Source organism: Streptomyces piniterrae, from assembly GCF_005048155.1.
Classification (GTDB): Bacteria; Actinomycetota; Actinomycetes; order Streptomycetales; family Streptomycetaceae; genus Streptomyces; species Streptomyces piniterrae.
Genome location: NZ_SUMB01000006.1, coordinates 218,554 through 240,828, shown reverse-complemented (window position 1 = coordinate 240,828; position 22,275 = coordinate 218,554). Strand labels below are relative to the sequence as shown.

16 protein-coding genes are annotated in these 22,275 nt (G+C 71.8%); 4 read left to right on the top strand and 12 right to left on the bottom strand.

Going from position 1 to position 22,275, the window contains the following annotated elements:
- Window positions 1–189: 189 nt before the first annotated feature.
- Window positions 190–1,380, bottom strand: a complete 1,191-nt coding sequence (locus FCH28_RS19630) for an MFS transporter (protein WP_136741354.1) — start codon at window positions 1,378–1,380, stop codon at window positions 190–192.
- Window positions 1,381–1,789: 409 nt separating this feature from the next.
- Here FCH28_RS19630 and FCH28_RS19625 point away from each other — a divergent pair, with 409 nt between their 5' ends.
- Window positions 1,790–2,692: a hypothetical protein gene (locus tag FCH28_RS19625; protein ID WP_136741353.1), complete on the top strand. Its 903-nt coding sequence runs from the start codon at window positions 1,790–1,792 to the stop codon at window positions 2,690–2,692.
- Window positions 2,693–2,797: 105 nt separating this feature from the next.
- On the opposite strand, the gene FCH28_RS19620 is transcribed toward FCH28_RS19625, so the two are convergent.
- The 3 genes from FCH28_RS19620 to FCH28_RS19610 form a co-directional block, all read right to left on the bottom strand.
- Window positions 2,798–3,871, bottom strand: a complete 1,074-nt coding sequence (locus tag FCH28_RS19620; RefSeq protein ID WP_136741352.1) for a Zn-dependent alcohol dehydrogenase — start codon at window positions 3,869–3,871, stop codon at window positions 2,798–2,800.
- Window positions 3,868–5,061, bottom strand: a complete 1,194-nt coding sequence (locus FCH28_RS19615; RefSeq protein WP_136741351.1) for an acyl-CoA dehydrogenase family protein — start codon at window positions 5,059–5,061, stop codon at window positions 3,868–3,870. Before FCH28_RS19615 ends, FCH28_RS19620 begins: the two co-directional genes overlap by 4 nt.
- 77 nt (window positions 5,062–5,138) lie before the next feature.
- Window positions 5,139–6,050, bottom strand: a complete 912-nt coding sequence (locus FCH28_RS19610) for an SDR family oxidoreductase (RefSeq protein ID WP_136741350.1) — start codon at window positions 6,048–6,050, stop codon at window positions 5,139–5,141.
- An 82-nt stretch (window positions 6,051–6,132) separates the two neighbouring features.
- On the opposite strand from FCH28_RS19610, the gene FCH28_RS19605 reads away from it, so the two are divergent.
- On the top strand, window positions 6,133–7,059 hold the full coding sequence (locus FCH28_RS19605) for a cyclase family protein (protein WP_136741349.1): 927 nt from the start codon (window positions 6,133–6,135) through the stop codon (window positions 7,057–7,059).
- A 253-nt stretch (window positions 7,060–7,312) separates the two neighbouring features.
- Here the strand turns inward: FCH28_RS19605 and FCH28_RS19600 are convergent, their stop codons facing one another.
- The 5 genes from FCH28_RS19600 to FCH28_RS19580 all read right to left on the bottom strand — a co-directional run bounded on the left by FCH28_RS19600 (window position 7,313) and on the right by FCH28_RS19580 (window position 14,907).
- The gene (locus FCH28_RS19600; protein WP_136741348.1) at window positions 7,313–7,786 is read right to left on the bottom strand and encodes an ATP-binding protein; all 474 of its coding nucleotides are present in this window, start codon (window positions 7,784–7,786) and stop codon (window positions 7,313–7,315) included.
- A 470-nt stretch (window positions 7,787–8,256) separates the two neighbouring features.
- Window positions 8,257–9,255: an acyl-CoA dehydrogenase family protein gene (locus tag FCH28_RS19595; RefSeq protein ID WP_136741347.1), complete on the bottom strand. Its 999-nt coding sequence runs from the start codon at window positions 9,253–9,255 to the stop codon at window positions 8,257–8,259.
- A 6-nt stretch (window positions 9,256–9,261) separates the two neighbouring features.
- Window positions 9,262–10,416, bottom strand: a complete 1,155-nt coding sequence (locus FCH28_RS19590; protein WP_136741346.1) for an acyl-CoA dehydrogenase — start codon at window positions 10,414–10,416, stop codon at window positions 9,262–9,264.
- Between the two features lie 104 nt (window positions 10,417–10,520).
- The gene (locus FCH28_RS19585) at window positions 10,521–12,638 is read right to left on the bottom strand and encodes a serine/threonine-protein kinase (RefSeq protein WP_136741345.1); all 2,118 of its coding nucleotides are present in this window, start codon (window positions 12,636–12,638) and stop codon (window positions 10,521–10,523) included.
- Window positions 12,639–12,819: 181 nt separating this feature from the next.
- The gene (locus tag FCH28_RS19580) at window positions 12,820–14,907 is read right to left on the bottom strand and encodes a serine/threonine-protein kinase (RefSeq protein WP_187363871.1); all 2,088 of its coding nucleotides are present in this window, start codon (window positions 14,905–14,907) and stop codon (window positions 12,820–12,822) included.
- Between the two features lie 190 nt (window positions 14,908–15,097).
- On the opposite strand from FCH28_RS19580, the gene FCH28_RS19575 reads away from it, so the two are divergent.
- Complete coding sequence (locus FCH28_RS19575) at window positions 15,098–16,300, top strand: serine hydrolase domain-containing protein (protein ID WP_136741344.1); 1,203 nt, start codon at window positions 15,098–15,100, stop codon at window positions 16,298–16,300.
- A gap of 17 nt (window positions 16,301–16,317) precedes the next feature.
- Here the strand turns inward: FCH28_RS19575 and FCH28_RS19570 are convergent, their stop codons facing one another.
- On the bottom strand, window positions 16,318–18,024 hold the full coding sequence (locus FCH28_RS19570; protein WP_136741343.1) for a glycerol-3-phosphate dehydrogenase/oxidase: 1,707 nt from the start codon (window positions 18,022–18,024) through the stop codon (window positions 16,318–16,320).
- 192 nt (window positions 18,025–18,216) lie between these two features.
- Here FCH28_RS19570 and FCH28_RS19565 point away from each other — a divergent pair, with 192 nt between their 5' ends.
- Window positions 18,217–19,464, top strand: a complete 1,248-nt coding sequence (locus FCH28_RS19565; protein WP_136741342.1) for a nucleotide sugar dehydrogenase — start codon at window positions 18,217–18,219, stop codon at window positions 19,462–19,464.
- A 71-nt stretch (window positions 19,465–19,535) separates the two neighbouring features.
- Here FCH28_RS19565 and FCH28_RS19560 read toward each other — a convergent pair whose 3' ends face one another.
- Both FCH28_RS19560 and guaB read right to left on the bottom strand, forming a co-directional pair.
- The gene (locus FCH28_RS19560; protein ID WP_136741341.1) at window positions 19,536–20,651 is read right to left on the bottom strand and encodes a GuaB3 family IMP dehydrogenase-related protein; all 1,116 of its coding nucleotides are present in this window, start codon (window positions 20,649–20,651) and stop codon (window positions 19,536–19,538) included.
- Between the two features lie 121 nt (window positions 20,652–20,772).
- Window positions 20,773–22,275 carry an IMP dehydrogenase gene (gene guaB, locus FCH28_RS19555; protein ID WP_136741340.1) on the bottom strand — a complete coding sequence of 501 codons (1,503 nt, stop codon included), beginning with the start codon at window positions 22,273–22,275 and terminating at the stop codon, window positions 20,773–20,775.

The window sequence follows — 22,275 nt, the reverse complement described above, 5'->3', positions numbered from 1 at the left end:
GCTTCCGGGATCCGTGGAAGCGGAACGAGTGGCCGGAGGGACAGGGTTCGCAAGGATCGGGCCAGAGGGGCGGGAGACCCGGCCCGGCAGGTACGTCAGCCGGGCCGTCCGCACCGGCCACCATCAGCCCACACCCACCCGACGGCGATCACCGTCGCCCCGACGTCGATCACCATCGCCCATCAGCGATCACCCCGTCACCACCACCCGCCCCGGCACCCTCCGCAGTTCGCCCAGTGCGCTCACCCCGGTCAGTACGAGCATCAGCGCCACCCCGCACAGGATCGCCGTCGACGGCGCCGCCACATCCAGTACGGCGCCGGACAGCAGAGCCGTCGCCGCATAACCCGCGCCGACCACCGCGTACGACACCGAATACCCGGCCGCCAGCGCACTGGTCGGCAGCGCCTCGCGCAACGACAGGCCGCGTGCCACCTGCACACCGGCGGCCAGCACCCCGGCCGTCAGCAGCGCCACCGTCAGCCCGCCGATCACGGGCAGCACGGCAACCGCCGCCACGCAGACGGCGATCGACGGCAGCAGTACCAGGCACTGCGTACGCAGCCGGCCGGGCCAGTTGCGCAGCCCGTAGACGAACGCGCCGACGGCGGTGGCCAGCGAGTACCCGGCCAGCAGCGGTCCCGACCAGCCCACCGCGATGCCCCGCTGCTCCAGCAGGGCCGGCAGGAGCAGTTCGGCGAGCGCGAGCAGGGCCATCGAGGCGGCACCGGACACATAGATCGGCCACGCGCCGGCGAGCGTACGGGCCTTGGAGACGCCCGGCTCGTCCGCGGTGTCCGCCGCACGGCCGCGCGGCAGCAGCCACATCCCGCCGGCCGGCAGCGCCATCAGCACGGCGGCCAGCAGCATCGGCAGGCTCGCAGACACGCCCAGCGCCAGCCCGGTCACCAGCGCCGGCGATACGGCCCACAGCAGGTAGCCCATGACGGACTCGGCGCTCAGCGCCTTCGCGGTCAGGCCCTCGCCGGTGTCCTCGGCGAGTTGCAGCAGCAGGGCACGCAGCCCCCCGGGCGCGGCGGCCGGTGCGGCACCCGCGCACACGGCGAAGGCCCCCTGCACCACCCGCGGCGCGTCGGGAAACGCCCCCAGCGCCGCGAACGCCGCCGCGCCGGCCACCAGTCCGACCGCGAGCTGGAGCCGCGCCCGCTCCGGCCGCAGCAGCGTGCCGAGCACCGCCGCCCCCGCCACCTCGCCGACCACATAGGCCGCGGCCAGCGCGGCGCCCCAGGCGTAGCCGCCGGGGCGCTCGCGGACCAGAAAGACCAGCGCGAGGGGCGCCATCGCCACCGGAAGACGGGCGCACATCGCGACAAGTCCCCAGGTCAGGATGGGTTTTGTGGCCAGCGATCGATATCCCATACGGGAAGCCAAGCGGAGACGCGGACGCGGGCTCAAGCGAATATCGGCGAACGGGGGCACCCGAGCCCTTGCCGGATCGCAACCGTTGCCTGGCCAACCGCTCGGCATGCCGTCCGGTCTAGTCGTTCATGAAGGATTTACGAGGGGTTCTGCGGCGGCGACGCGCGGTCGCATCCGGGGCAGCCGCCCTGCTGGTCGCACTCAGCGGGGCAGTGGCTTCCTGCGCCAAGAAGCAAGCCCCGGGGGCGGAGAAGCAGTCCGCGCCTGCTGTGAAGCACTCGAAGCCGGAACTGAAGATCCGGTACGCGTTGAACACGTACTACCTTCTCCGATCCACGGCGCCGGACTCCGGCGCGTGAAGGCGCGACCGGGGGCGGCGAAGGGCCCGGGCGGGCGCCTGAAGATCGCTGTGACCAGCGACAACGTTCCCACCGTCCGACACACCACCCAACTGGTTGTCGGCGCACCGATTCTGACCGTGCGCCAGGACGCATTCCTGACCGAGGCGAAGCCCGGCTCCGAGCTGCCGCTGACGCCCGCCTTCGGCAACCGGGGGGACACCGATATCGACGACGACCTCATCATCGTGGTGAAAGCGGAGAAGGCAACGCTGCGCGGGCGGTACGGCAACTGCCGTTACGACAAGGCCACCTCGGCCACCAAAGCGGTGTGCAAGATCTCCGGTCCGCTGCCGGCCGGGGAAGCGTACGAGACCGACGGGCCGATCACGGCCTTGACCCGCAAGAACGCGCGACACGGACAGATCTCCTACGGCCGGTACCGGGCCCACGACGTGCTGCCCACCGCCGAACTGCCGCCCGACTCCGCCCCGCGGGGAACCGGCGCGCCGCTCGGGCTCCGACCCGTGGACGGCAGCGGCGGCGACTTCACCGCGTTGCAGCACGGGGAGGCCGAAACAGCCCACGACGTGCTGGAGTTCTCCACCACCGACGTCCACGATCCGCAGGCCCCCGAGGTCACCATCAAGGGCAAGGTGGGCGAGGTCGTGGCCATCGATGTGCTGGGCAAGGCCGACTACCAGGGCGCCATGCGGCTGACCCTGCCCGAGGGCATCAGCCTGGAGGGGCGTCGTGAGGGGGAGCAGAGCGAAACCCTCTTCTGCGAATACGTCGAGGGCGAGAACGGGCTGGTGGAGTGCCCCTCAGCCGGGATCACCATGCCGGAGCTGCGGGTTCGTATCGACAAGCGGGTCGAGGGCGCCCAGGGAACGATCTCCGTGGCGGAGTCCGACCCCAAGGACCCGGACGAGGAGAACAACACCGCGCCGATCAAGGTGGAGTACGTCGACTGAACGACCGCCGTGGGCGCCTTCGGCCGGGCGCCCACGGGCCGGGCCGGGACGCTTGGGCCTGCCCGACGGGTCGGGGCCGGAAGGCCCCGAGCCCCGGCCACCGAGTCAGGCGAACGTCAGCACGGCCCGCGCCACCCGCCCATGGTGTGCGTCGTCCGCCGCCTTCGCGAAGTCCTCGACCGGATAGACCGTGGTCACCAACTCGTCCAGCAGCAGCCGACCTTCGCGGTACAGCCGGGCGTACAGCGCGATGTCCCGCTGCGGCCGGGACGACCCGTAGCGACAGCCCAGGATCGACTTGTCCAGATACATCGAGGACACCACGAACGACGCCTCCGCGCCGGCCGGTGGCACACCCAGCAGCACCGCCTGACCGTGCCGGTCCAGCAGATCGATCGCCTGCCGGATCAGCCGGGTGCTGCCCACGCACTCGAAGGCGTGGTCGGCCCCGGTCGGCAGGATCTCCTTCACCGCCTTGACGCTGTCCGTGTCCGCCGCCGAAGCGTCGATGAAATGCGTCGCCCCGAACTGCCGCGCCACCGCCTCCTTGGCGGGATTGGCGTCCACCGCGACGATCGCCGAAGCGCCCGCGATCCGCGCACCCTGGAGCACATTGAGCCCGATACCGCCGGTACCGATCACCACGACCGAGTCCCCGCGGTCGACCCGCGCCCGGTTGAGCACGGCGCCGACCCCGGTCAGCACCCCGCACCCGAGCAGCGCGGCCGACGTCGGCGGAATATCCTCGGCGATCTTCACCGCCTGGACCGCCTTGACGACCGTACGCTCCGCGAACGCCGAATTGGACGCGAAGTTGAACAGCTCGGCGCCGCCCCGCCGGAACGGCCTCCCCGGCATCCCGATCGCCTTCCGGCACATCGTCGGCCGCCCCCGGTCGCACTCCGCGCACGCCCCGCAGTTCGCCAGCGTCGACAACGCCACATGGTCACCGGGCGCCACATGGCCGACGCCCGCCCCCACGGCCTCCACCACCCCCGCTCCCTCATGCCCCAGCACCACCGGCACCGGGAAGGGAATCGTCCCATCGACCACTGACAAGTCGCTGTGGCAGAGCCCGGCGGCCCGGATCCCGACCAGCACCTCCCCCGGCCCCGGATCCCGCACCTCCAGATCGTCCACGACCCGGGGCCGCTCGCCGTCGAAAATGACGCCCTTCATCGCCGCTCCACTCTGGGCAGGCCGAGCACACGCTCGGCGATGATGTTGCGCTGGATCTCGTCCGAGCCCCCGTAGACGGTGTCGGCCCGGGTGAACAGGAACAACCGCTGCGCCGCGGTCAGTTCGTACGGCGCGTCGGCGGTCCAGTCCGCGGGGCCCAGCGCGGCTGCGGCCCCGCGCACCCGCATCGCCAGCTCCCCGAGACGCTGATGCCAGCCGCCCCACAGCAGCTTCGCCACACTGGGCGCGCCCGCGTCACCGGCCGCACCCAGGGTCCGTAGCGCATTCCACCGCATGACCTTCAACTCGGCCCACTGCGCTACGAGTTGACCGTGCAACACCGGGTCCCGCAGCGCACCGCAGCGCACCGCGGCATCGACGACCTCCGCCAGCTCCGCCGCGAACCCGATCTGCTGGACGAGCGTCGACACGCCCCGCTCCCGCGCGAGCAGCCCCATCGCCACCCGCCAGCCGGCGCCCTCCCCGCCCACCACGTCCCGGGCCACCGCACCGTCGAAGAACACCTCGTTGAACTCCGCCGTGCCCGTCATCTGCCGGATCGGACGCACCTCGATCCGGCCCGGCTGGTCCATCGGCACCAGCAGGAACGAGAGGCCCCGGTGGCGCCGCTCCCCCGGGTCGGTCCGCGCCAGCACAAAGCACCAGTCGGCCTCCGCGGCGAGCGAGGTCCAGATCTTCTGGCCGCTGATCCGGTACGTGTCACCGTCCCGGACCGCGACGGTCCGCACACCGGCCAGATCCGACCCGGCCTCCGGCTCGCTGTAGCCCTGGCACCACAGTTCCTCGCCGCGCGCGATCGCCGGCAGGAACCGGGCGCGCTGCGCGGCGTCGCCGTAGGCGAGCAGGGTCGGCGCCAGCAGGTTCTCGCCGATGTGTCCCATCCGCCCCGGGGCCCGGGCCCGTGCGTACTCCTCGGCCCAGACGACCTGTTGCGTCAGGCTCGCCGCACGGTTCCCGTACGCTCCGTGCGTACGGTCCCAGCCGAGCCCGATCCACCCGCCGGCCCCGAGCTCCCGCTCCCACGCGCGGCGGGCGTCGGCGCGTTCGTGCTCGCTCCCGGGCCCGCCGCGGCCCGCCGACTCCGCGTACGGCCCGTCGAGATGGTCCGCCAGCCAGGCCCTGGCCTCGGCCCGGAATTCCTCGTCTTCGCTCCCGAACTCAAAGTTCATGTCGTCTCCCCTGCGGGTCGTCTGAGCCGACTCGGCCCCATGGGAAAGCCGAAGAACGACCCCGGCCGAGCGCAGCGTCATGCGTTGGGCCGCGCCCCGCCCCGCGCCGCTTCGGCCATCGCGGACAGCTGCGCCAGCATCGGCATGGGGTCGGTGCCGACCGCCCCCGACACCACGTCGGCGACCTTCTCCGGCGTCCACCCCCCATCGGCATAGGCGGAACGCAGTTCGCGCGGCTGGGACCAGACCGCGATCTTCGGCCCGGCGACCGTGTAGACCTGTCCGGTGATCCGGGCCTCGCGCGCCCGCTCGCTGAGCAGATACACGACGAACGCCGCCACATCCTCCGGCTCCCCGATCTCCTTCAGCTCCATCGGCACATTCGCCGACATCCGCGTCCGTGCGACCGGCGCCACCGCGTTGGCGGTCACTCCGTATTTGTGCAGACCGAGCGCGGCGCTCCGTACCAGCGAGATGATCCCGCCCTTGGCGGCCGAGTAGTTGGCCTGGGAAACCGACCCCTGGTGGTTTCCGCTGGTGAAGCCGATCAGCGTGCCGGAGCCCTGCCGCCGCATCACCGCGGCCGCCGCGCGGAAGACCGTGAACGTCCCCTTCAGGTGAGTGGCGACCACCGGGTCCCACTCCTCCTCGGACATGTTGAAGAGCATCCGCTCGCGCAGGATCCCGGCGACGCACACCACGCCGTCGATGCGCCCGTACTGCGCCAGCGCGGTGTCCACGATCCGCTGGCCGCCCGCCATCGTCGAGACGTCATCGGCGACGGCGGTGGCCGTCCCGCCCGCCGCCTCGATCTCCTTGACCACCGCCTCGGCGATCTCGCTGCTCGGTTCGGCGCCGTCGATGGAGACGCCGTAGTCGTTGACGACGACGCGGGCGCCCTGCTCGGCGCAGGCGAGTGCGACGGCGCGCCCGATGCCGCGTCCCGCGCCCGTGACGGCGACCACCTTGCCGGCCAAGAAGTTCCCCATGCCGCACCCCTTCCCGAGCTTTCTGACGGACCGTTAGATTTTTGAGCAGGCGCGCGTCAAACACAAGCCCCGGGAGGCCCCCATGCCTTTGCCGCAGGAGTTCCACGACATCGCCAAACGCGTGAACAACTGGGGGCGTTGGGGGACGGACGACGAAATCGGGACGCTCAACCTGATCACCGATCAGGTGGTACGGGAGGCCGCCGGATGCATCCGCAGCGGCCGCCGCGTCCCGCTCGCGCTCCCGCTCCAACAGGACGGCGTACAGACCGGCATGATTCACGGGCGGATCAACCCGCTGCACACCATGACCGCCATCAATCAGGAGATCTTCGGCCCCGGCACGGTCGCCACCTCGGACGACGCGGTCACCATGGGCCTCCAGGCCGCCACCCACTGGGACGGCCTCACCCATGTCTCGCACTCCGGGCGGCTCTACAACAACCGTCCCGCCGAGTCCATCACCGCACACGGCGGCGCCACCAGCCTCGGCATCGAGAAGGCCGCCCCGATCGCCTCCCGCGGCGTCCTCCTGGACATCGCCCGCGCGCACGGCACCGACCGGTTGCCCGGTGGGCGGGCGGTCACCCCCGAAGACCTCGACGCCGCCGAGGAGTTGGCCGGTACGACGGTCCGGGCCGGCGATATCGTCCTCGTCCGGACCGGGCAGATGCAGCACTATCTGGCGGGCGACCGGCAGGCGTACGCCTTCCCGTCGCCGGGTCTGTCACTGCACACCCCCGAGTGGTTCCACGCCCGGGACGTGGCCGCGGTCGCCAACGACACCCTGACCTTCGAGATCTTCCCGCCGGAGATCGAGAACCTGTGGCTGCCCGTGCACGCCCTCGATCTGGTCGAGATGGGGATGATGCAGGGTCAGAACTGGAACCTGGAGGAGCTGTCGACGGCCTGCGCGACGGAGGGCCGCTGGACGTTCTTCCTCTCGGCGATGGCCGAGCCGTTCGTCGGGGGATCCGGCACACCGGTGGCACCGGTAGCGGTCCTTTAGAGGGGCACGGGAGCCGGCGTCGCCGACGCTCCCCGCCGAGGCGGGCGGCCAGGTGGCGGTGCACGCTCATGCGCGCCCCGAGCACGGCACCGCGGGACCGCCACCCGGCTCCAGGCCGCGACCCGCGCTCGCCAAGACCCCGGGCCGGTTTCCCGGCTCCTTGGAACCTCGGCGTCCCCTCACGGCGAATCGCTCCACACAAGGGTGATCAACGGCCGACGCTACGTCAACACCAGGTCTGGACTATTTCCCATTACGCCCGATTTGCCATGGTGCATTGGGGTTCATACGCCCCGAGTTCGGCACCCGCCGCCATCAGCAGCGGCTGGCCGCGGTCCACTTCGCACCAGATCCGCTTGCCGGCGCCTTCGCGCTGCCAGCCCCAGCGGTCGGCCAGTCCGTCGACCAGTTCCAGGCCGCGGCCGTTGGTGTCCTCGCCGTCGGCGTGCCGCTGGCGCGGCGGACGAGTGCTGGCGTCCACCACCTCGACGCGTACGGTGCCCACCACGGGGCCCGCACCGGAGAAGCGCATCCGCAGCTCGGCGGCCGAGCCGGTGTGCACCACGGCGTTGGTGACGAGCTCCGAGATCAGCAGGATCAGTGTCTCCGCCAGTGGTTCATCGACCCCTATACCGGACCCCGCGAGCCGCGACCGGGCCCACCGTCGGGCCCGCCCCACCTCCGCGGGGTCGGGCCGCACCTCCAACTGCACTTGAAGCACCTGCACCGCTCACACCATCCGAACCGGCGGAAACATCGCCTCGCGCCTCCACGGAGTCACGGTGCGTGACTCCGGCGAAGCACAGCATGGTTGACGTTCGGTCACCCCAACAAGCGCTTCGGGCATATTCCAGCGCAAGGGAGTATGCATGCTGCATACTGTGCGACGCGCTTTTCGGGGAGTCGAACAACGGGGAATTCCGGGCCCCAGCCCGAGGCGAGCGGCGCGCAGTCCGTACCCCGGAGCCGCCATTTCGACGGCACCGCGACCGTTGCGCCACAGAACCACTCGCACCCAACGGAGCGTACCCGAGCGGAACCCCGACTCCCCCCTGTGACGAGTCACGCCTAGGACACAACCCGATATCGACAGACCGTGACCGGTTATGTGTGCACCGTCTGGCATTTCGCACACAAGTTGCCAGAGTCTGACATCGCCGGTTATCGGGCGGCGGCGCGCGACTACAGCCCGCCACCTCACGCCACCAGGCCCGCGGCCAGCAGTTCCGCCGCCTCGCGCGCCGTGCCCCACCGCTCGGCCCGCAACCAGGCGCGCTTCAGATGCAGATGGACATCGGCTTCCCAGGTGAAGCCCATCCCGCCGTGCACCTGGAGGCAGTCCCGGGCGTTTCGCACCGCGGCATGGTCCGCGAGCATTTTCGCTCCGGTCACCTCGTGCACACAGTCGGTAACCGCTGCCGCATACACAGCGCTTCTGGCGATCTCCGTCCGTACGAGCATCTGCGCGCACAGGTGCTTGATCGCCTGGAAGGAGCCGATGGGCGCGCCGAACTGCTCCCGCTCGCGGGCGTACGCCACCGCCATTTCGAGCGTGCGGGCCGCGCCGCCCAGCTGCTGGGCGGCGGTGAGCAGCGCGGCCTCGCGGCGCAGCCGGGGCACGTCCAGGGACAGCGGGGCGGTACGCGGGGCGTCCAGGACGCGGGCGAGCGGGGTGAGGGGGTCGACGGAAGCAAAAGGGGCGCATGAGATCAGGGCTGCAGTGCTTCCATACGCCTGATCCGCGCGCCCCTTTTCCGCCCCCTCCGGTGGCCGCACGGCCCCGCCTTCCGCCCCTTCCGCCCCTTCCAGCAAGATCAATTCCTGGCAGTCGGCGGGATGTTCCCAGAGCACCGGGTCGGCCCCCGCCTCGCACAGCCCGACGATCTTCTCGCCGGCCGCGACGCCGTCCACCACCCCGGCCAGCAGCTGGCAGGCGACCAGCGGTCCGGGCAGCAGCGCCCGGCCGGCCTCCTCGAAGACCAGCACCGCCTCCGGCAGGCCCAGCCCCACCCCGCCGTCCGCCTCCGGCAGCCGCAGCGCGAAGAATCCGGCCGCACCCAGCTCCCGCCACAGCGCACGGTCCAGCGTGGGGTCGTCGACGGCCGCGCGCAGCCGCTCCCGGCCGAACCGCCCCGCCAGCAGCTCCCGCGTGCCGTCCCGCAATGCCTTCTGGTCGTCGGTGAGTTGGAAGTCCATCGCAGGTCACCGCCCCTTCGGCAGGCCGAGGATCCGCTCGGCGACGATGTTCTGCTGGATCTGCGAGGTGCCGGCCGCGATGGTGTACGAGAGGGCGGCGAGCCGGTCCGCGACCCAGGTGTGGTCCGCGTCCAGCGCACCGGCGCCCAGCACCTCGGCCGCCGTGTCGTACAGCTCCTGCCGGGCGTGCGAGTAGCGCAGCTTGAAGACCGAGCCGCCGATCCCGGGCAGCCCGCCGGACCTCTGGGCCTCGCTCACATTCCACTGCGTGAGCCGCCACAGGGCGGTGAACTCGGCGCTCAGCCGGCCGAGCCTGCGGCGCAGTTCGGCGTCGTCCCAGCGGCCGTTGGCGCGGGCGGTACGGGCGAGTTCGCCCAGCACCCGGCGGCAGGCGACGACCTCGCCGACGAAGGCGGTGCCGCGTTCGAAGGAGAGGGTCACCATCGTCACCCGCCAGCCGTCGTTCTCCGCCCCGACCCGGTTGCCGACCGGCACCCGTACCTCGTCGAGGAACACCTCGGCGAACTCCGTCGACCCGGCGAGGGTGCGCAGCGGCCGCACCGTCACGCCCGGCGCGTCCATCGGCATCGCGAGCCAGGTGATGCCGCGGTGCCGGGGCGCGCCGGGATCCGTGCGCACCAGCAGCTCGCACCAGTCGGCGACCTCCGCGTGCGAGGTCCAGATCTTGCTGCCGCTGACGACGTACGCGTCCCCGTCCCGTACCGCCCTCGTCCGCAGCGCCGCGAGGTCGGACCCCGCGTCCGGCTCACTGAAGCCCTGGCACCAGATCTCGTCGCCGCGCAGGATCGGCGGCAGCCAGCGGGCGCGCTGCCCGGGGGTGCCCTCGGCGACGATGGTGGGCCCCGCGTGCAGCAGCCCGACGAAGCTCGCGCCGACGTAGGGCGCGCCGGCCCGCTCGGTCTCCTCCAGGAAAATCAGGTGCTGGGTCGGGGTGGCGCCCTGCCCCCCGGCGTCCCGCGGCCAGTGCAGGCCCGCGTACCCGGCGTCGTACAGCATCCGCTGCCAGGCCGCGTCGTACGCGCGGCGGCCGGGCCAGTCGGTCGCGGCGGGCTTCGCGGGCAGCTTGGGCAGCACCTCGTCGAGCCACCGCCGGAGCCGGGCCCGGAAGTCTTCCTCTTCTTCCGTGTAGGTGAGGTCCATGCCCGCCGTTGCCCCCTGCCCGCAGCATCTGATGCCCCGTCAGATTCAGGCTAGCGGTGGACCCCTGGGCCCACAACGGGTGCGCCGGGCCTGGGTTGAGCCGACTAGCCGGGCCGGTAGGCGTTCGTCGCCTGCTCGTAGAGCCGGTCCACCTCATGCCGCCCGTCGTCCGGGCCGATGACGAGGACGAGGTGGTAGCGGCCGTTGTGGATCATCGCGAGGTTGCGTACGTACACCTCGCGCCCGCTGCGGTCGCGCCAGGTGAAAGTGCCCTCCGCCATCGCCGTCTGCCCGACGTCTATCCGGCGCAGACCGGAGGACGACGACCAGTTGGAGGAGCGGTACGGCGCCAGCTCGGCCTCCTTGTTCTGCTGGTAGGCCATCGGGTCCGTGCCGAAGCGGCCGGTCGTGTCGCGGCCGGGCACGATCACCAGCTCGTAGTCCCCGCCGAGATAGCGGACCTGGCCCCGTTCGTTCGCCGCCCGCCGCTGCCAGCCCTCGCGGACCGCGACCTGGAAGCCTGCGGGGTCGTTGCGCACCTGGAAGCCCTCGGCGAGGTCGGCGGGCGTGGTGGACTGCGGCTGGCCGGTGCCGGCGGAACTCCCGTCCTGGCCACCGCCGTTGTCGCCGTCCTGACCGGTGGAGGGCGCGGGGCTGGCACCGGGGTCCGCACCCGTGGCGCCCGACGTGCCGGTGGGCGCGGCGCCGTCGCGCCCCGACTCCGATCCCTCGCCGGACTTCGGCATGAACAGCATGGCGAAGGCGACCGCACCCACCAGGAGAAGCAGGATCAGCCCGAGCAGCAGCCGGCCGAGATGCCGCGGCCCGCGCGCCTGCCGCGGCGCACGGGCGGGCCGCGACGGGCGGGGCACCGGCTCGCGGAGCGGTTTCGGCGGCCGGGGCGCCGAGGGGGCCTGCGGCCGGTCCACGGGCCGCGCCTGCGGTGGGCCTACGCGCTGAGTCCGGCCCTTCTTGAGCCGCCCCCTGCGGACGAGCTCGCCGCGCCGCCGCAGGATCGGCAGCCGCCGCGGATCCGTGCCGCGGCCCAGCGCGGGCATCGTCACCAGCCGGCTGCCGACGTCCGGCTCCGGCGCCGTACGGATCAGCGTCCGCAGCCGGCCGCGCAGTTCCTCGAAGTCCGGGCGTTCCGCGGGGTCCTGGCTCAGCAGCGACTCGACGACGGGCCGCAGCGCCCCGCACTCCTCGGCGGAGCCGGGCGGCTGCGCGCACACCAGTCGCGCCAGTTCGACGGCGCTCTCCTCGGGGTAGGGAGGACGGCCGAGCACGCTCCGGAACAGCAGTGCGCCGATCGCCCAGAGGTCGGTGGCCGGTCCCACCGGCGCCGCCGGGCGCCCTTCCTCGTCCAGCGGTCCGGCCTGCTCCGGTGCCCAGCGCTCGGTGACCGGTCCGACGACGTTCAGCCGGGCCTGCCGCGCCCGCTCGGCGGCGAGGCCGGCGGTGGGGCGGCCGTAGGCGGTGGCGGCGGAGGAGGACGTACGGGCGCTGTCCTTGGTGAGCACCACGGCTCGGGGAGCCGCGACTTCGAGAGCCTCAGCCGCCTCGGCCTCCGCCTCCTGGGGCACCGGCTCGTACCCGCACAGCGCCTCCTGCGCCGCGCCCAGCGCCAGGCCGGTGAGGATCGCCCGGCCGTCGTCGCAGATCAGCACCGTACGGTCGGTGATGTTGCGGTGGATCCAGCCGTGCGCCTGCAGCGCGCGCAGCGCCGTGAGCACATCCGCGGCGATTTCCGCGGCACGATGCGGGGAGAGGGGCTGCGCCGCGAGCAGCGCGGCCAGCGGGCGGGCCGCGACGCGTTCGCCCACTATCCACAGGCTGCCGTCCTGCGCGAAGACGTCGAAGACCTGCTCCAGCAGGGGGTGATCGGGCAGTCCAGCGGCCGCCGTCGCGGCCTCCCACGCGCGCCGTACGGCGGGGTCCCGCGGGCTGCGATCCGCCACGCCGGTCGTCCGACGGGCACCGGCGCCGCCGTACCCCGCGCCGGACCCTTCACCCTCCCCGAAGCGCCCCCCGTCGACGAACTCGGCCTCCACGACTTCCGGCAGCGGCACCTGGCGGACCAGGACCTCCTGACCGCTGTAGGTGTCGAACGCGGGGCACTCGGCGAAGTCGTCGTCCCCCGCGCCGTCCCCGGAGTCGGCATCGGAAGGCCACAACGGCAGGCGGTAGCGCTCGGCGAGCACCCTCCCCGCGTACTCGTCCACGACGCCTCCCCGCAGCGCCTGTTGGCTGCCGTTCCCCGGAACCGGCCGCCCGCGCGCCGACGTCTCCGGTCACTTCCGGTCGCATTCCCGCCGATTGCGGATACCTACGGTCTTCGATGTCTCACGATACGTGCCCCGAGGGGCCGTTGCGCCCGCGCGGCCCCGGCTCGGCACGAACGTTTCAGTCCTTCACCGCGAACGTCCGGAACGCCGTGTCGCGCAGCTCCCGGCACTCCTTCTCCGACCACTTGTCGGCCAGGCACGTGATCATGATGGCGTAGCCGTGCTGGTCGTCGGCCTTGAAGCCGCGGTTGAGTACGCGCACCCGCTCACCGCTCTGGGTACGGGTGAACGACCAGTCCGCGACGGTCGGGTAACCCCGCCACTGCACGGACTTGATGCCGATCAGGTGGTAGTCCTCACTGGAGTTGCGCACGCTCGGCTCCAGGCTGCGCCACGAGGCCGCGGCATCGGTACCGGGCTTGGCGTTGTAGTCGATCTGAACCCGCGGGAAGCCGCCCGAGGCGCTGTATATGGCACCGGAGCCCTCGCCCGCCGTGGCGGTCTGCTTGAAGCCGTCGGGCATCGCCATGGTGAAGTGGAACCGGCCGTTGGAGACCTCGGCGAAGCCCTTCGGCGGCTTCTTGTCGTCGGCCGGGGTGGCGTTCGGCGTCGACGGACCGGAGGCACCCGGCTCCGTCGGGTTCTTGCCGTCCCCCTCCTCCGACTCCTCGCCGGTGGTGGCGGATTCTTTCGCCTCGGCCGAGTCCTTGGAGGGATTGCCGTGGCTCGCCGACGCCTTGTTGTCCGAGCCGGACCGCTTGCCGCCCTTTTCCTCGTCCCCGCTCAGGGCGAGGGCCAGGATCGTGCCCAGGATGGCCAGTGCCACGACCACGGCCCCGATGATGAGCGTGCGGCGCGGTACGACATCGGTCACCGAGGCCCTCGGGGCCGGCCGGTTCCCGTCTCCGGGTCTGGAGTCGCTGCGGGCCGCGGCGGCCGCGGCGGTGGCGGCGTTGCGTACGGACGCCAGGGCGCCGCGCATCCGCTCCTTGGCGGCGTCGGAGGCGGCTCCGGTGCGGGTCGCCACAACTGGCGGACGGTCCGCACGGTCCGAGCGATCCGCCCGCTCCCGGCTCTCGGCCCGATCGGTGTCCTTGTCGGACGCGGCCGTGCCTGCCGCGTCCTTACGGGCGGCACCGGCCGAGGTCTCCGGGCGTTCGGCCCGCGCCGGCGCGCTCGGTGCCGCGGGCGCCGCGGCCTGAGCGGTGGCGCCGGCCGCCGGCTTCGCCTTCGTCTTGCGCTTCGCCGGCTTGGTCAGGGACCGCTTCTCCGGCTTGGCCGGCGACCGCTTCTCCGGCAGCGTCGGCAGCTCTATGGCGCGGGTCTCGTCCATGGCGGGCTCGGGCGCCTTCGGACCGGTGTCCTCCGGTGCGTGGACGACGTCCAGCAGCAGCGCCCGCGCGCCCGCGTCGTCGAGCCGGCCCGCCGGGTCCTTCACCAGCAGGCCGTAGATGACCTCTTCCAGGACGCCGGCGCTCTTCGGCGGCTCGACCGGCTCGGTCATCACCGCCGTCAGCGTGGCGATCGCCGAGCCCTTGTCGTACGGCGGGACACCCTCGACACAGGCGTAGAGCAGGCCGCCCAGCGACCACATGTCGGCCGGCGGTCCTGGCTTGTGGCCGCGGGCCCGCTCAGGGGAGATGTACGAGGGGGCGCCGACGAGCATGCCGGTGGAGGTCACCGAGGGGTCGCCCTCGACCTGGGCGATGCCGAAGTCGGTCAGTACGACCCGGCCGTCGTCGGACATCAGGACGTTGGACGGCTTCACGTCGCGGTGCAGGATGCCGGCGGTGTGGGCGGCGCGCAGCACGTCCAGGACGGCGAGGCCGACCTCGGCGGCGCGACGCGGGGTGAGCGGGCCGTCGTCGCGGACGACCTCGGCGAGCGAGCGGCCCTCGACGAGTTCCATCACGATCCACGGCCGGTCGTCCTCGTCGACCACGTCGTAGACCGTCACGGCGCCGTTGTTGCGGATCCGGGCGATCGCCTTTGCCTCGCGCAGTGTGCGGGTGATCAGACGACGCTTCTCGTCCTCCTCGACCCCACCGGGGAAGCGCAGTTCCTTGACCGCGACCGTACGGCCCAGGACCTCGTCGCGGGCCCGCCAGACCGTGCCCATGCCGCCCCGGCCGAGAACATCGGCGAGCCGGTACCGGCCGGCGAGCAGCCTGCCCTCCTTGCCGTCCATCTCGACCTCGTCGCCCACTGCATCCCCTCTGCTATCCAGCCGAGTTGGCAGCTTCGATTTCCCATCGATCACCAAACTAGCCCAACTCGGACAACCCACCCTGGCAGAGCCTTCATTCTCCCTCATCCGCGGCCATGGGGAAGGCCCGGGGCGCGCGGTACGGCGTTGCGCGCACCCGTCATGATGGCCGCGACGAACGGGAGTCCCGATGACGATGCGCTTGTCCCGGGCGGCGGCCGGCCGCCGCCGCGCCGCGATCCTCGTGGCTGCGCTCGCCGCGCCGGCCCTGACGGCCTGCGCCGCTCAGGGCGGCGCCGTCCGGGTGCCGTCGGCGGGGACGGCCGAACGGCCGCCCGCCACGACGGTGCGCGCGCTGCACCGACTGGTCGACGACGGAGCGCCGGGCGCGGCCTCCCTGATCACCCGCGAAGGCCGCTTCACCGGCTCGCGGTTCTCCACGGCCGGTGTGGCGGATGTGCGCAGCGGCCGCCGGATGGGCGCCATAGACCACTTCCGGGCCGGCAGTCTCACCAAGACCCTGGTGGCGACCGTCGTCCTGCAACTGGTCGCGGAGGGGGAGCTGTCCCTGAGCGACAGCGCGGCCGCGCATCTGCCGCGCGGCGTGCCGGCCACCGGAAAAGGCGACCGCAGCGATCTGCGAAAAGTGACCATCCGCCAGCTCCTGGACCATACGAGTGGTTTGTTCAACTACACGGACGATGCCCGGCTCTCCCATGAGCTGTACGGCACGGGCTTCGGCGCCCACCGCTACGACAGCCACACCCCCGCCGAGCTGCTGCGGATCGCTCTCAGCCACCCGCAGGCCGCCGCGCCGGGCGCCCGCTACGTCTACTCCAACACCAACTACCTCATCCTCGGTCTGGTCATCGAGGCGGTCACCGGGCACCCGTACGCGGCGGAGGTGCGCCGCCGCGTCCTCGTCCCCGTCGGGCTCGACGACACCTCCTTCCCCGGCACCGACCCGGCGCTGCCGAAGCCGCACGGCCGCGCCTACACGCAGATCGGCGACCGCCGGGTGGACGCCACCTCCCTCGACCCCAGCCGGGCCGGCGCGGCGGGCGAGATGATCACGACCCTGCCCGATCTCAACCTTTTCTTCGCCGCGCTGCTCGGCGGCAACCTGCTGCCGCCGCGCCAGATGGCCCAGCTGCGCAGCGAGAAGGACACCGGCGGGGCGTACGGCCTCGGTCTGTTCGCGACCAAGCTGCCGTGCGGTGTCACGGTCTGGGGCCACAACGGCGACATCAACGGCTCGTACGCGCAGACCGCGGGCACCGCCGACGGGCAGCACCTGGTCAGCTACCGGGTGAACACCGACGACCTCCCCGACCCGGACCACGGAACGGCCGTACTGACGGCGGAGTTCTGCGCGTCGCGGCGCCGTACTTAGCGACGGTCCCGTCTCCGCTACAGCGGCACGATGTCCGGCGCGCCCAGCCGCGCCGCATCCGCCGTCAGATCGTCCGGCTGCCGCTGCGATTCACGCTCCGCCTCGACCCGCTTCCGGTAGTGCGCGACCTCCTTCTCGACGTGGTCGGTGTCCCAGCCGAGCGCGGGCGCCATCAGCTCGGCCACCTCGCGGGCGCTGCGGGTGCCCCGGTCGAAGGTCTCGATCGAGATGCGGGTCCGGCGGGTGAGGACGTCGTCGAGGTGCCGGGCGCCCTCGTGGGTGCAGGCGTAGACCGCCTCGGCGCGTAGATAGTCATCGGCGGCCGCGAGCGGTTCGCCCAGTGAAGGATCGGCCACCACCAGCTCCAGCAGCTCCTCGGTCAGCGAGCCGTAGCGGTTGAGGAGATGCTCGATCCGGGCCACATGCAGCCCGGTGCGCGCCGCGATCCGGGCCCGCGCGTTCCACAGCGCTTTGTAGCCCTCGGCCCCGACCAGCGGTACGTCCTCGGTCACGCACTCCGCGACCCGATGGTCCAGCGCGTGCACCGCCTCGTCCACGGCGTCCTTGGCCATCACCCGGTAGGTGGTGTACTTGCCGCCGGCGACGACGACGAGGCCCGGCACCGGATGCGCGACGGTGTGCTCGCGCGACAGCTTGCTGGTGGCGTCCGACTCCCCCGCCAGCAAAGGCCGCAGCCCGGCATAGACCCCTTCCACGTCGTCCCTGGTCAGCGGTGTCGCAAGCACCGCGTTCACATGCTCCAGCAGATAGTCGATATCCGCGCTGGAGGCCGCCGGATGGGCCTTGTCCAGATCCCAGTCCGTGTCCGTCGTCCCGACGATCCAGTGCCGCCCCCAGGGGATGACGAACAGCACGCTCTTCTCGGTCCGCAGGATCAGCCCGGTCGTCGAATGGATCCGGTCCTTGGGGACGACCAGATGGATGCCCTTCGAGGCGCGGACGTGGAACTGCCCGCGCTCGCCGATCAGCGCCTGGGTGTCATCGGTCCACACGCCGGTGGCGTTGACGATCTGCTGGGCCCGGATCTCGTACTCGTCGCCGGTCTCGACGTCCTGTACGCGCGCGCCGACCACCCGTTCGCCCTCGCGCAGAAAACCCACCACCCGCGCCCGGTTGGCGACATGCGCGCCGTACGCGGCGGCGGTGCGCACCATCGTCGCCACATAGCGCGCGTCGTCCATCTGCGCGTCGTAGTACTGCAACGCGCCGACCAGCGCGTCTCTCTTGAGGCAGGGCGCCACCTGGAGCGCGCGCTTGTGGGACAGATGCCGGTGCACGGGCAGTCCGCGGCCGTGCCCGGACGAGATGGACATCCCGTCGTAGAGCGCGACGCCCGAGCCGGCGTACCAGCGCTCCCAGCCCTTGTGTTGCAGCGGATAGAGGAACGGCACCGGCTTCACCAGATGCGGGGCGAGCCGCTCCAGCAGCAGCCCCCGCTCCTTCAACGCCTCCCGGACCAGCGCGAAGTCCAGCATTTCCAGATATCGCAGGCCGCCGTGGATGAGCTTGCTCGACCGGCTCGACGTGCCCGAGGCCCAGTCGCGCGCCTCGACGAGCCCGGTGGCCAGCCCACGGGTCGCCGCGTCCAGTGCCGTGCCGGCGCCGACGACCCCGCCGCCGACCACGAGAACGTCCAACTCCGGCTCCGCCATTCGGGTGAGCGCCTCGCTGCGCTGCGCCGGTCCCAGTGTCGCTGTCCTCACGACTGCCTCCCGCTGTGATCGGGGCCACACCTGCCGTCTGTCGATTCTGTCCGCGCTACGTGCCGGTATCCACCCTCCGCCCGGGACGGCAACACCCCGCCACCTTGATCCACCAATCCCCATTCTGGGTCAAATGTCCGCTTAGTCTACTTATGCGCCATCCGGAATCGCTCGGGAAGGACGGCAGCAGCCATGCCCGCAGACCTCGCCGTCATCGGACTCGGACACCTCGGCCTCCCGCTCGCCCAGGCCGCCACCGCCGCCGGCATCAGCACCATCGGCTACGACCCCGACCCCCGCGCCGCCACCGCGTCAGGCGCCGACGGGCCGCTGTCCGCAACCGAGATCCGCCGCCTGCTCGCCGCCGGCTTCCGCACCACCACCGACCCCGCCGCCATCGGCAAGGTCCGTACGGCCGTCATCAGCGCGGACACACCACTCGGCGAGGACCGCGCGCTGGACCTGTCCGCCATCGCCGACGCGGCACGCGCGCTGGCCGCGCAACTGCGCCCGCACACCACGGTCATCCTCGAATCGACCGCCTACCCGGGCACCACCGAGGAATTCGTGCGCCCGCTCCTCGAAGAAGGGTCGGGGCTCACCGCCGGACGCGACTTCCACCTCGCCTGCTCCCCCAGCCGCCACGACCCCGGCAACCGCACCCATCGCTACGGCAACACCCCCAAGGTCATCGGCGGCCTCACCCCCGCCTGCACGGAGGCGGCCGCCGCGTTCTACAGCCGCCTCACCGACAAGGTCGTACGCGCCAGGGGGCCGCGCGAGGCGGAGACCACCAAACTCCTGGAGACCAACTACCGCCACATCAACATCGCCCTCATGAACGAGATGGCGGTCTTCTGCCACGACATCGGCGTCGACCTCTGGGACGTCATCCGCTGCGCCGAGACCAAACCCTTCGGCTTCCAGGCGTTCCGCCCCGGCCCCGGCATGGGCGGCCACGCGGCCCCCATCGACCCCAACTATCTTTCCTACAAAGGCCGTTCACTGAGCTATCCGCTCCGCATGGTCGAGCTCGCCCAAGAAGTGAACGGCCGGATGCCGCGCTATGTCATCCAGCGCTGCGCCACCCTGCTCAACGAACACGGCAAGTCCGCCCGAGGCGCCCGCGTCCTCCTCCTCGGCGTCACCTACAAACCGGACATCGGCGACCAGGAGGGCTCCCCCGCCCGCGAAATCGCCTCCCGCCTCATGGAACTGGGCGCCCACCTCACGTACCACGACCCCTTCGTCCCCCAGTGGCACGTCCTGGACCGCCCGGTCCCCCGCGCCGACTCCCTCTACGAGGCGGCGGCGGGCGCGGACCTGACGGTGCTGCTCCAGTCGCACCGCACGTACGACATGCAGGGGCTGGCGGTGAAGGCGCAGCTGCTGCTGGACACACGGGGTGCCACGCCGACCGGGGCCGCGCACCGGTTGTAGCCGCACAGCACGGGGGCCGGGCCGCTGGGAGTCATCCCCCGCGGCCCGGCCCCGACGCGAAATCCGGCTGCCTACCGTCGCGGCGCGACGGTCACCTCCACCCGCTGGAACTCCTTGAGCTCCGAGTACCCGGTCGTCGCCATCGCCCGGCGCAGCGCGCCGAAGAAGTTCATCGAACCGTCCGGGGTGGTCGAGGGGCCGCAGAGGATCTCCTCGGTGGTGCCGACCGCCCCGAGGTCCATCCGCTTGCCGCGCGGCACGTCCTCGTGCACCGCTTCCATGCCCCAGTGGTGGCCGCGGCCGGGCGCGTCCGTCGCCCGCGCCAGCGGCGACCCCATCATCACCGCGTCCGCGCCGCAGGCGATCGCCTTCGGCAGGTCGCCGGACCAGCCGACCCCGCCGTCGGCGATGACATGCACATACCGGCCGCCGGACTCGTCCATGTAGTCCCGGCGGGCGGCGGCGACGTCGGCGACCGCGGTCGCCATCGGCACCTGGATGCCCAGGACGTTACGGGTCGTGTGCGCGGCGCCACCGCCGAAACCGACCAGCACGCCGGCCGCGCCGGTCCGCATCAGGTGCAGCGCCGCGGTGTACGTGGCGCAGCCGCCGACGATGACCGGGACGTCCAGCTCGTAGATGAACTGCTTGAGGTTCAGCGGCTCGGCGGCGGACGACACATGCTCGGCGGAGACCGTCGTACCGCGGATCACGAAGATGTCGACGCCGGCGTCCACGACCGCCTTGGAGAACTGCGCGGTGCGCTGCGGCGAGAGCGCCGCCGCCGTCACCACACCGGAGTCGCGCACCTCCTTGATCCGCTGCCCGATCAGCTCTTCCTTGATCGGCGCGGCGTAGATCTCCTGCAGCCGCTTGGTGGCCCTGGCGCCGTCCAGCTCCGCGATCTCCGCGAGCAGCGGCTCCGGGTCCTCGTACCGGGTCCACAGGCCCTCGAGGTTGAGGACGCCCAGGCCGCCCAGCTCACCGATGCGGATCGCGGTCTGCGGGGAGACCACCGAGTCCATGGGAGCGGCCAGGAACGGCAGCTCGAAACGGTAGGCGTCGATCTGCCAGGCGATCGAGACCTCCTTCGGGTCGCGGGTGCGGCGACTGGGTACGACGGCGATGTCGTCGAATGCGTATGCCCGGCGGCCGCGCTTGCCGCGCCCGATCTCGATCTCAGTCACGTGTGTGGCCTTTCCCTCTACGTCTGCGTTCCAGTATCCCCGACGCACCGGAGCCCGCGGCCGGGGTGCGGCCGCGGGCTCCACGGTAGGTCCGTGCTAGGGCGTGTCCAGGGACTGACGCCTAGCGCCGAGCGTAGTTCGGCGCCTCGGTGATCATCTGGACGTCGTGCGGGTGGCTCTCCTTGAGGCCCGCCGCGGTGATCCGGACGAACCGGCCCTTGTCCTTGAGCTCCTGGATGTTCGCCGAGCCGACATAGCCCATGGAGGCGCGCAGCCCGCCGATGAGCTGGTGGGCGACCGAGGCGAGCGGGCCGCGGTAGGGCACCTGGCCCTCGATGCCCTCGGGCACCAGCTTGTCCTCGGAGAGGACGTTGTCCTGGAAGTAACGGTCCTTCGAGAAGGACTTGCCCTGGCCACGGGACTGCATGGCGCCCAGCGAGCCCATGCCGCGGTACGACTTGAACTGCTTGCCGTTGATGAAGACCATCTCGCCCGGCGACTCCTCGCAGCCGGCCAGCAGCGAGCCCAGCATGACGGTGTCCGCGCCGGCCGCGATGGCCTTGGCGATGTCGCCGGAGAACTGCAGACCGCCGTCGCCGATCAGCGGTACGCCCGCCGCGTGCGCGGCCTGCGCGGCCTCGTAGATCGCGGTGACCTGCGGCACGCCGACGCCGGCGACGACGCGGGTGGTGCAGATGGAGCCGGGGCCGACGCCGACCTTGATGCCGTCGGCGCCCGCGTCGATCAGCGCCTGCGCGCCGTCCCGGGTCGCGACATTGCCACCCACGACATCCACGGTGATGTTGGACTTGACCTTGGCGATCATGTCGAGGATGCCGCGGCTGTGGCCGTGCGCGCTGTCCACGACCAGGAAGTCGGCACCGGCCTCGACCAGCGCCTGCGCCCGGTCGTACGCCGCGTCGCCGACGCCCACCGCGGCACCGACCACCAGCCGGCCCTCGGCGTCCTTGGCGGCGTTCGGGTACTTCTCCGCCTTGACGAAGTCCTTGACCGTGATCAGGCCCTTGAGCACGCCCGCGTCGTCGACCAGCGGCAGCTTCTCGATCTTGTGGCGGCGCAGCAGCTCGATGGCGTCCTCGCCGGAGATGCCGACCTTGCCGGTGACCAGCGGCATCGGCGTCATGACCTCGCGGACCTGCCGGCGGCGGTCCAGCTCGAAGGCCATGTCGCGGTTGGTGACGATGCCCAGCAGCTTCCCGGCGGCGTCGGTGACCGGCACACCGCTGATCCGGAACTTGGCGCAGAGCGCGTCGGCCTCGGCGAGCGTGGCGTCGGGGCGGACCGTGATCGGGTCGGTGACCATGCCGGACTCGGAGCGCTTGACCAGATCAACCTGGTTGGCCTGGTCCTCGATCGAGAGATTGCGGTGCAGCACACCGGCGCCGCCCTGACGCGCCATGGCGATGGCCATCCGCGCCTCGGTGACCTTGTCCATCGCGGCGGACAGCAGCGGGATGTTGACCGTGACGTTCCGCGAGACCCGGGAGGCGGTGCTGACGGCGTTGGGCAGCACCTCCGACGCACCGGGCAGCAGCAGCACGTCGTCGTATGTCAGCCCGAGCATGGCGAATTTGGCGGGCATACCGTCGACGTTGTCACTCAT

Bases quoted from the DNA above. Each gene is read 5' to 3' on its own strand.
- FCH28_RS19630 (WP_136741354.1), bottom strand. From the start codon at position 1,380: ATGGGATATCGATCGCTGGCCACAAAACCCATCCTGACCTGGGGACTT.
- FCH28_RS19620 (WP_136741352.1), bottom strand. From the start codon at position 3,871: ATGAAGGGCGTCATTTTCGACGGCGAGCGGCCCCGGGTCGTGGACGAT.
- FCH28_RS19615 (WP_136741351.1), bottom strand. From the start codon at position 5,061: ATGAACTTTGAGTTCGGGAGCGAAGACGAGGAATTCCGGGCCGAGGCC.
- FCH28_RS19610 (WP_136741350.1), bottom strand. From the start codon at position 6,050: ATGGGGAACTTCTTGGCCGGCAAGGTGGTCGCCGTCACGGGCGCGGGA.
- FCH28_RS19605 (WP_136741349.1), top strand. From the start codon at position 6,133: ATGCCTTTGCCGCAGGAGTTCCACGACATCGCCAAACGCGTGAACAAC.
- FCH28_RS19595 (WP_136741347.1), bottom strand. From the start codon at position 9,255: ATGGACTTCCAACTCACCGACGACCAGAAGGCATTGCGGGACGGCACG.
- FCH28_RS19590 (WP_136741346.1), bottom strand. From the start codon at position 10,416: ATGGACCTCACCTACACGGAAGAAGAGGAAGACTTCCGGGCCCGGCTC.
- FCH28_RS19575 (WP_136741344.1), top strand. From the start codon at position 15,098: ATGACGATGCGCTTGTCCCGGGCGGCGGCCGGCCGCCGCCGCGCCGCG.
- FCH28_RS19565 (WP_136741342.1), top strand. From the start codon at position 18,217: ATGCCCGCAGACCTCGCCGTCATCGGACTCGGACACCTCGGCCTCCCG.
- guaB (WP_136741340.1), bottom strand. From the start codon at position 22,275: ATGAGTGACAACGTCGACGGTATGCCCGCCAAATTCGCCATGCTCGGG.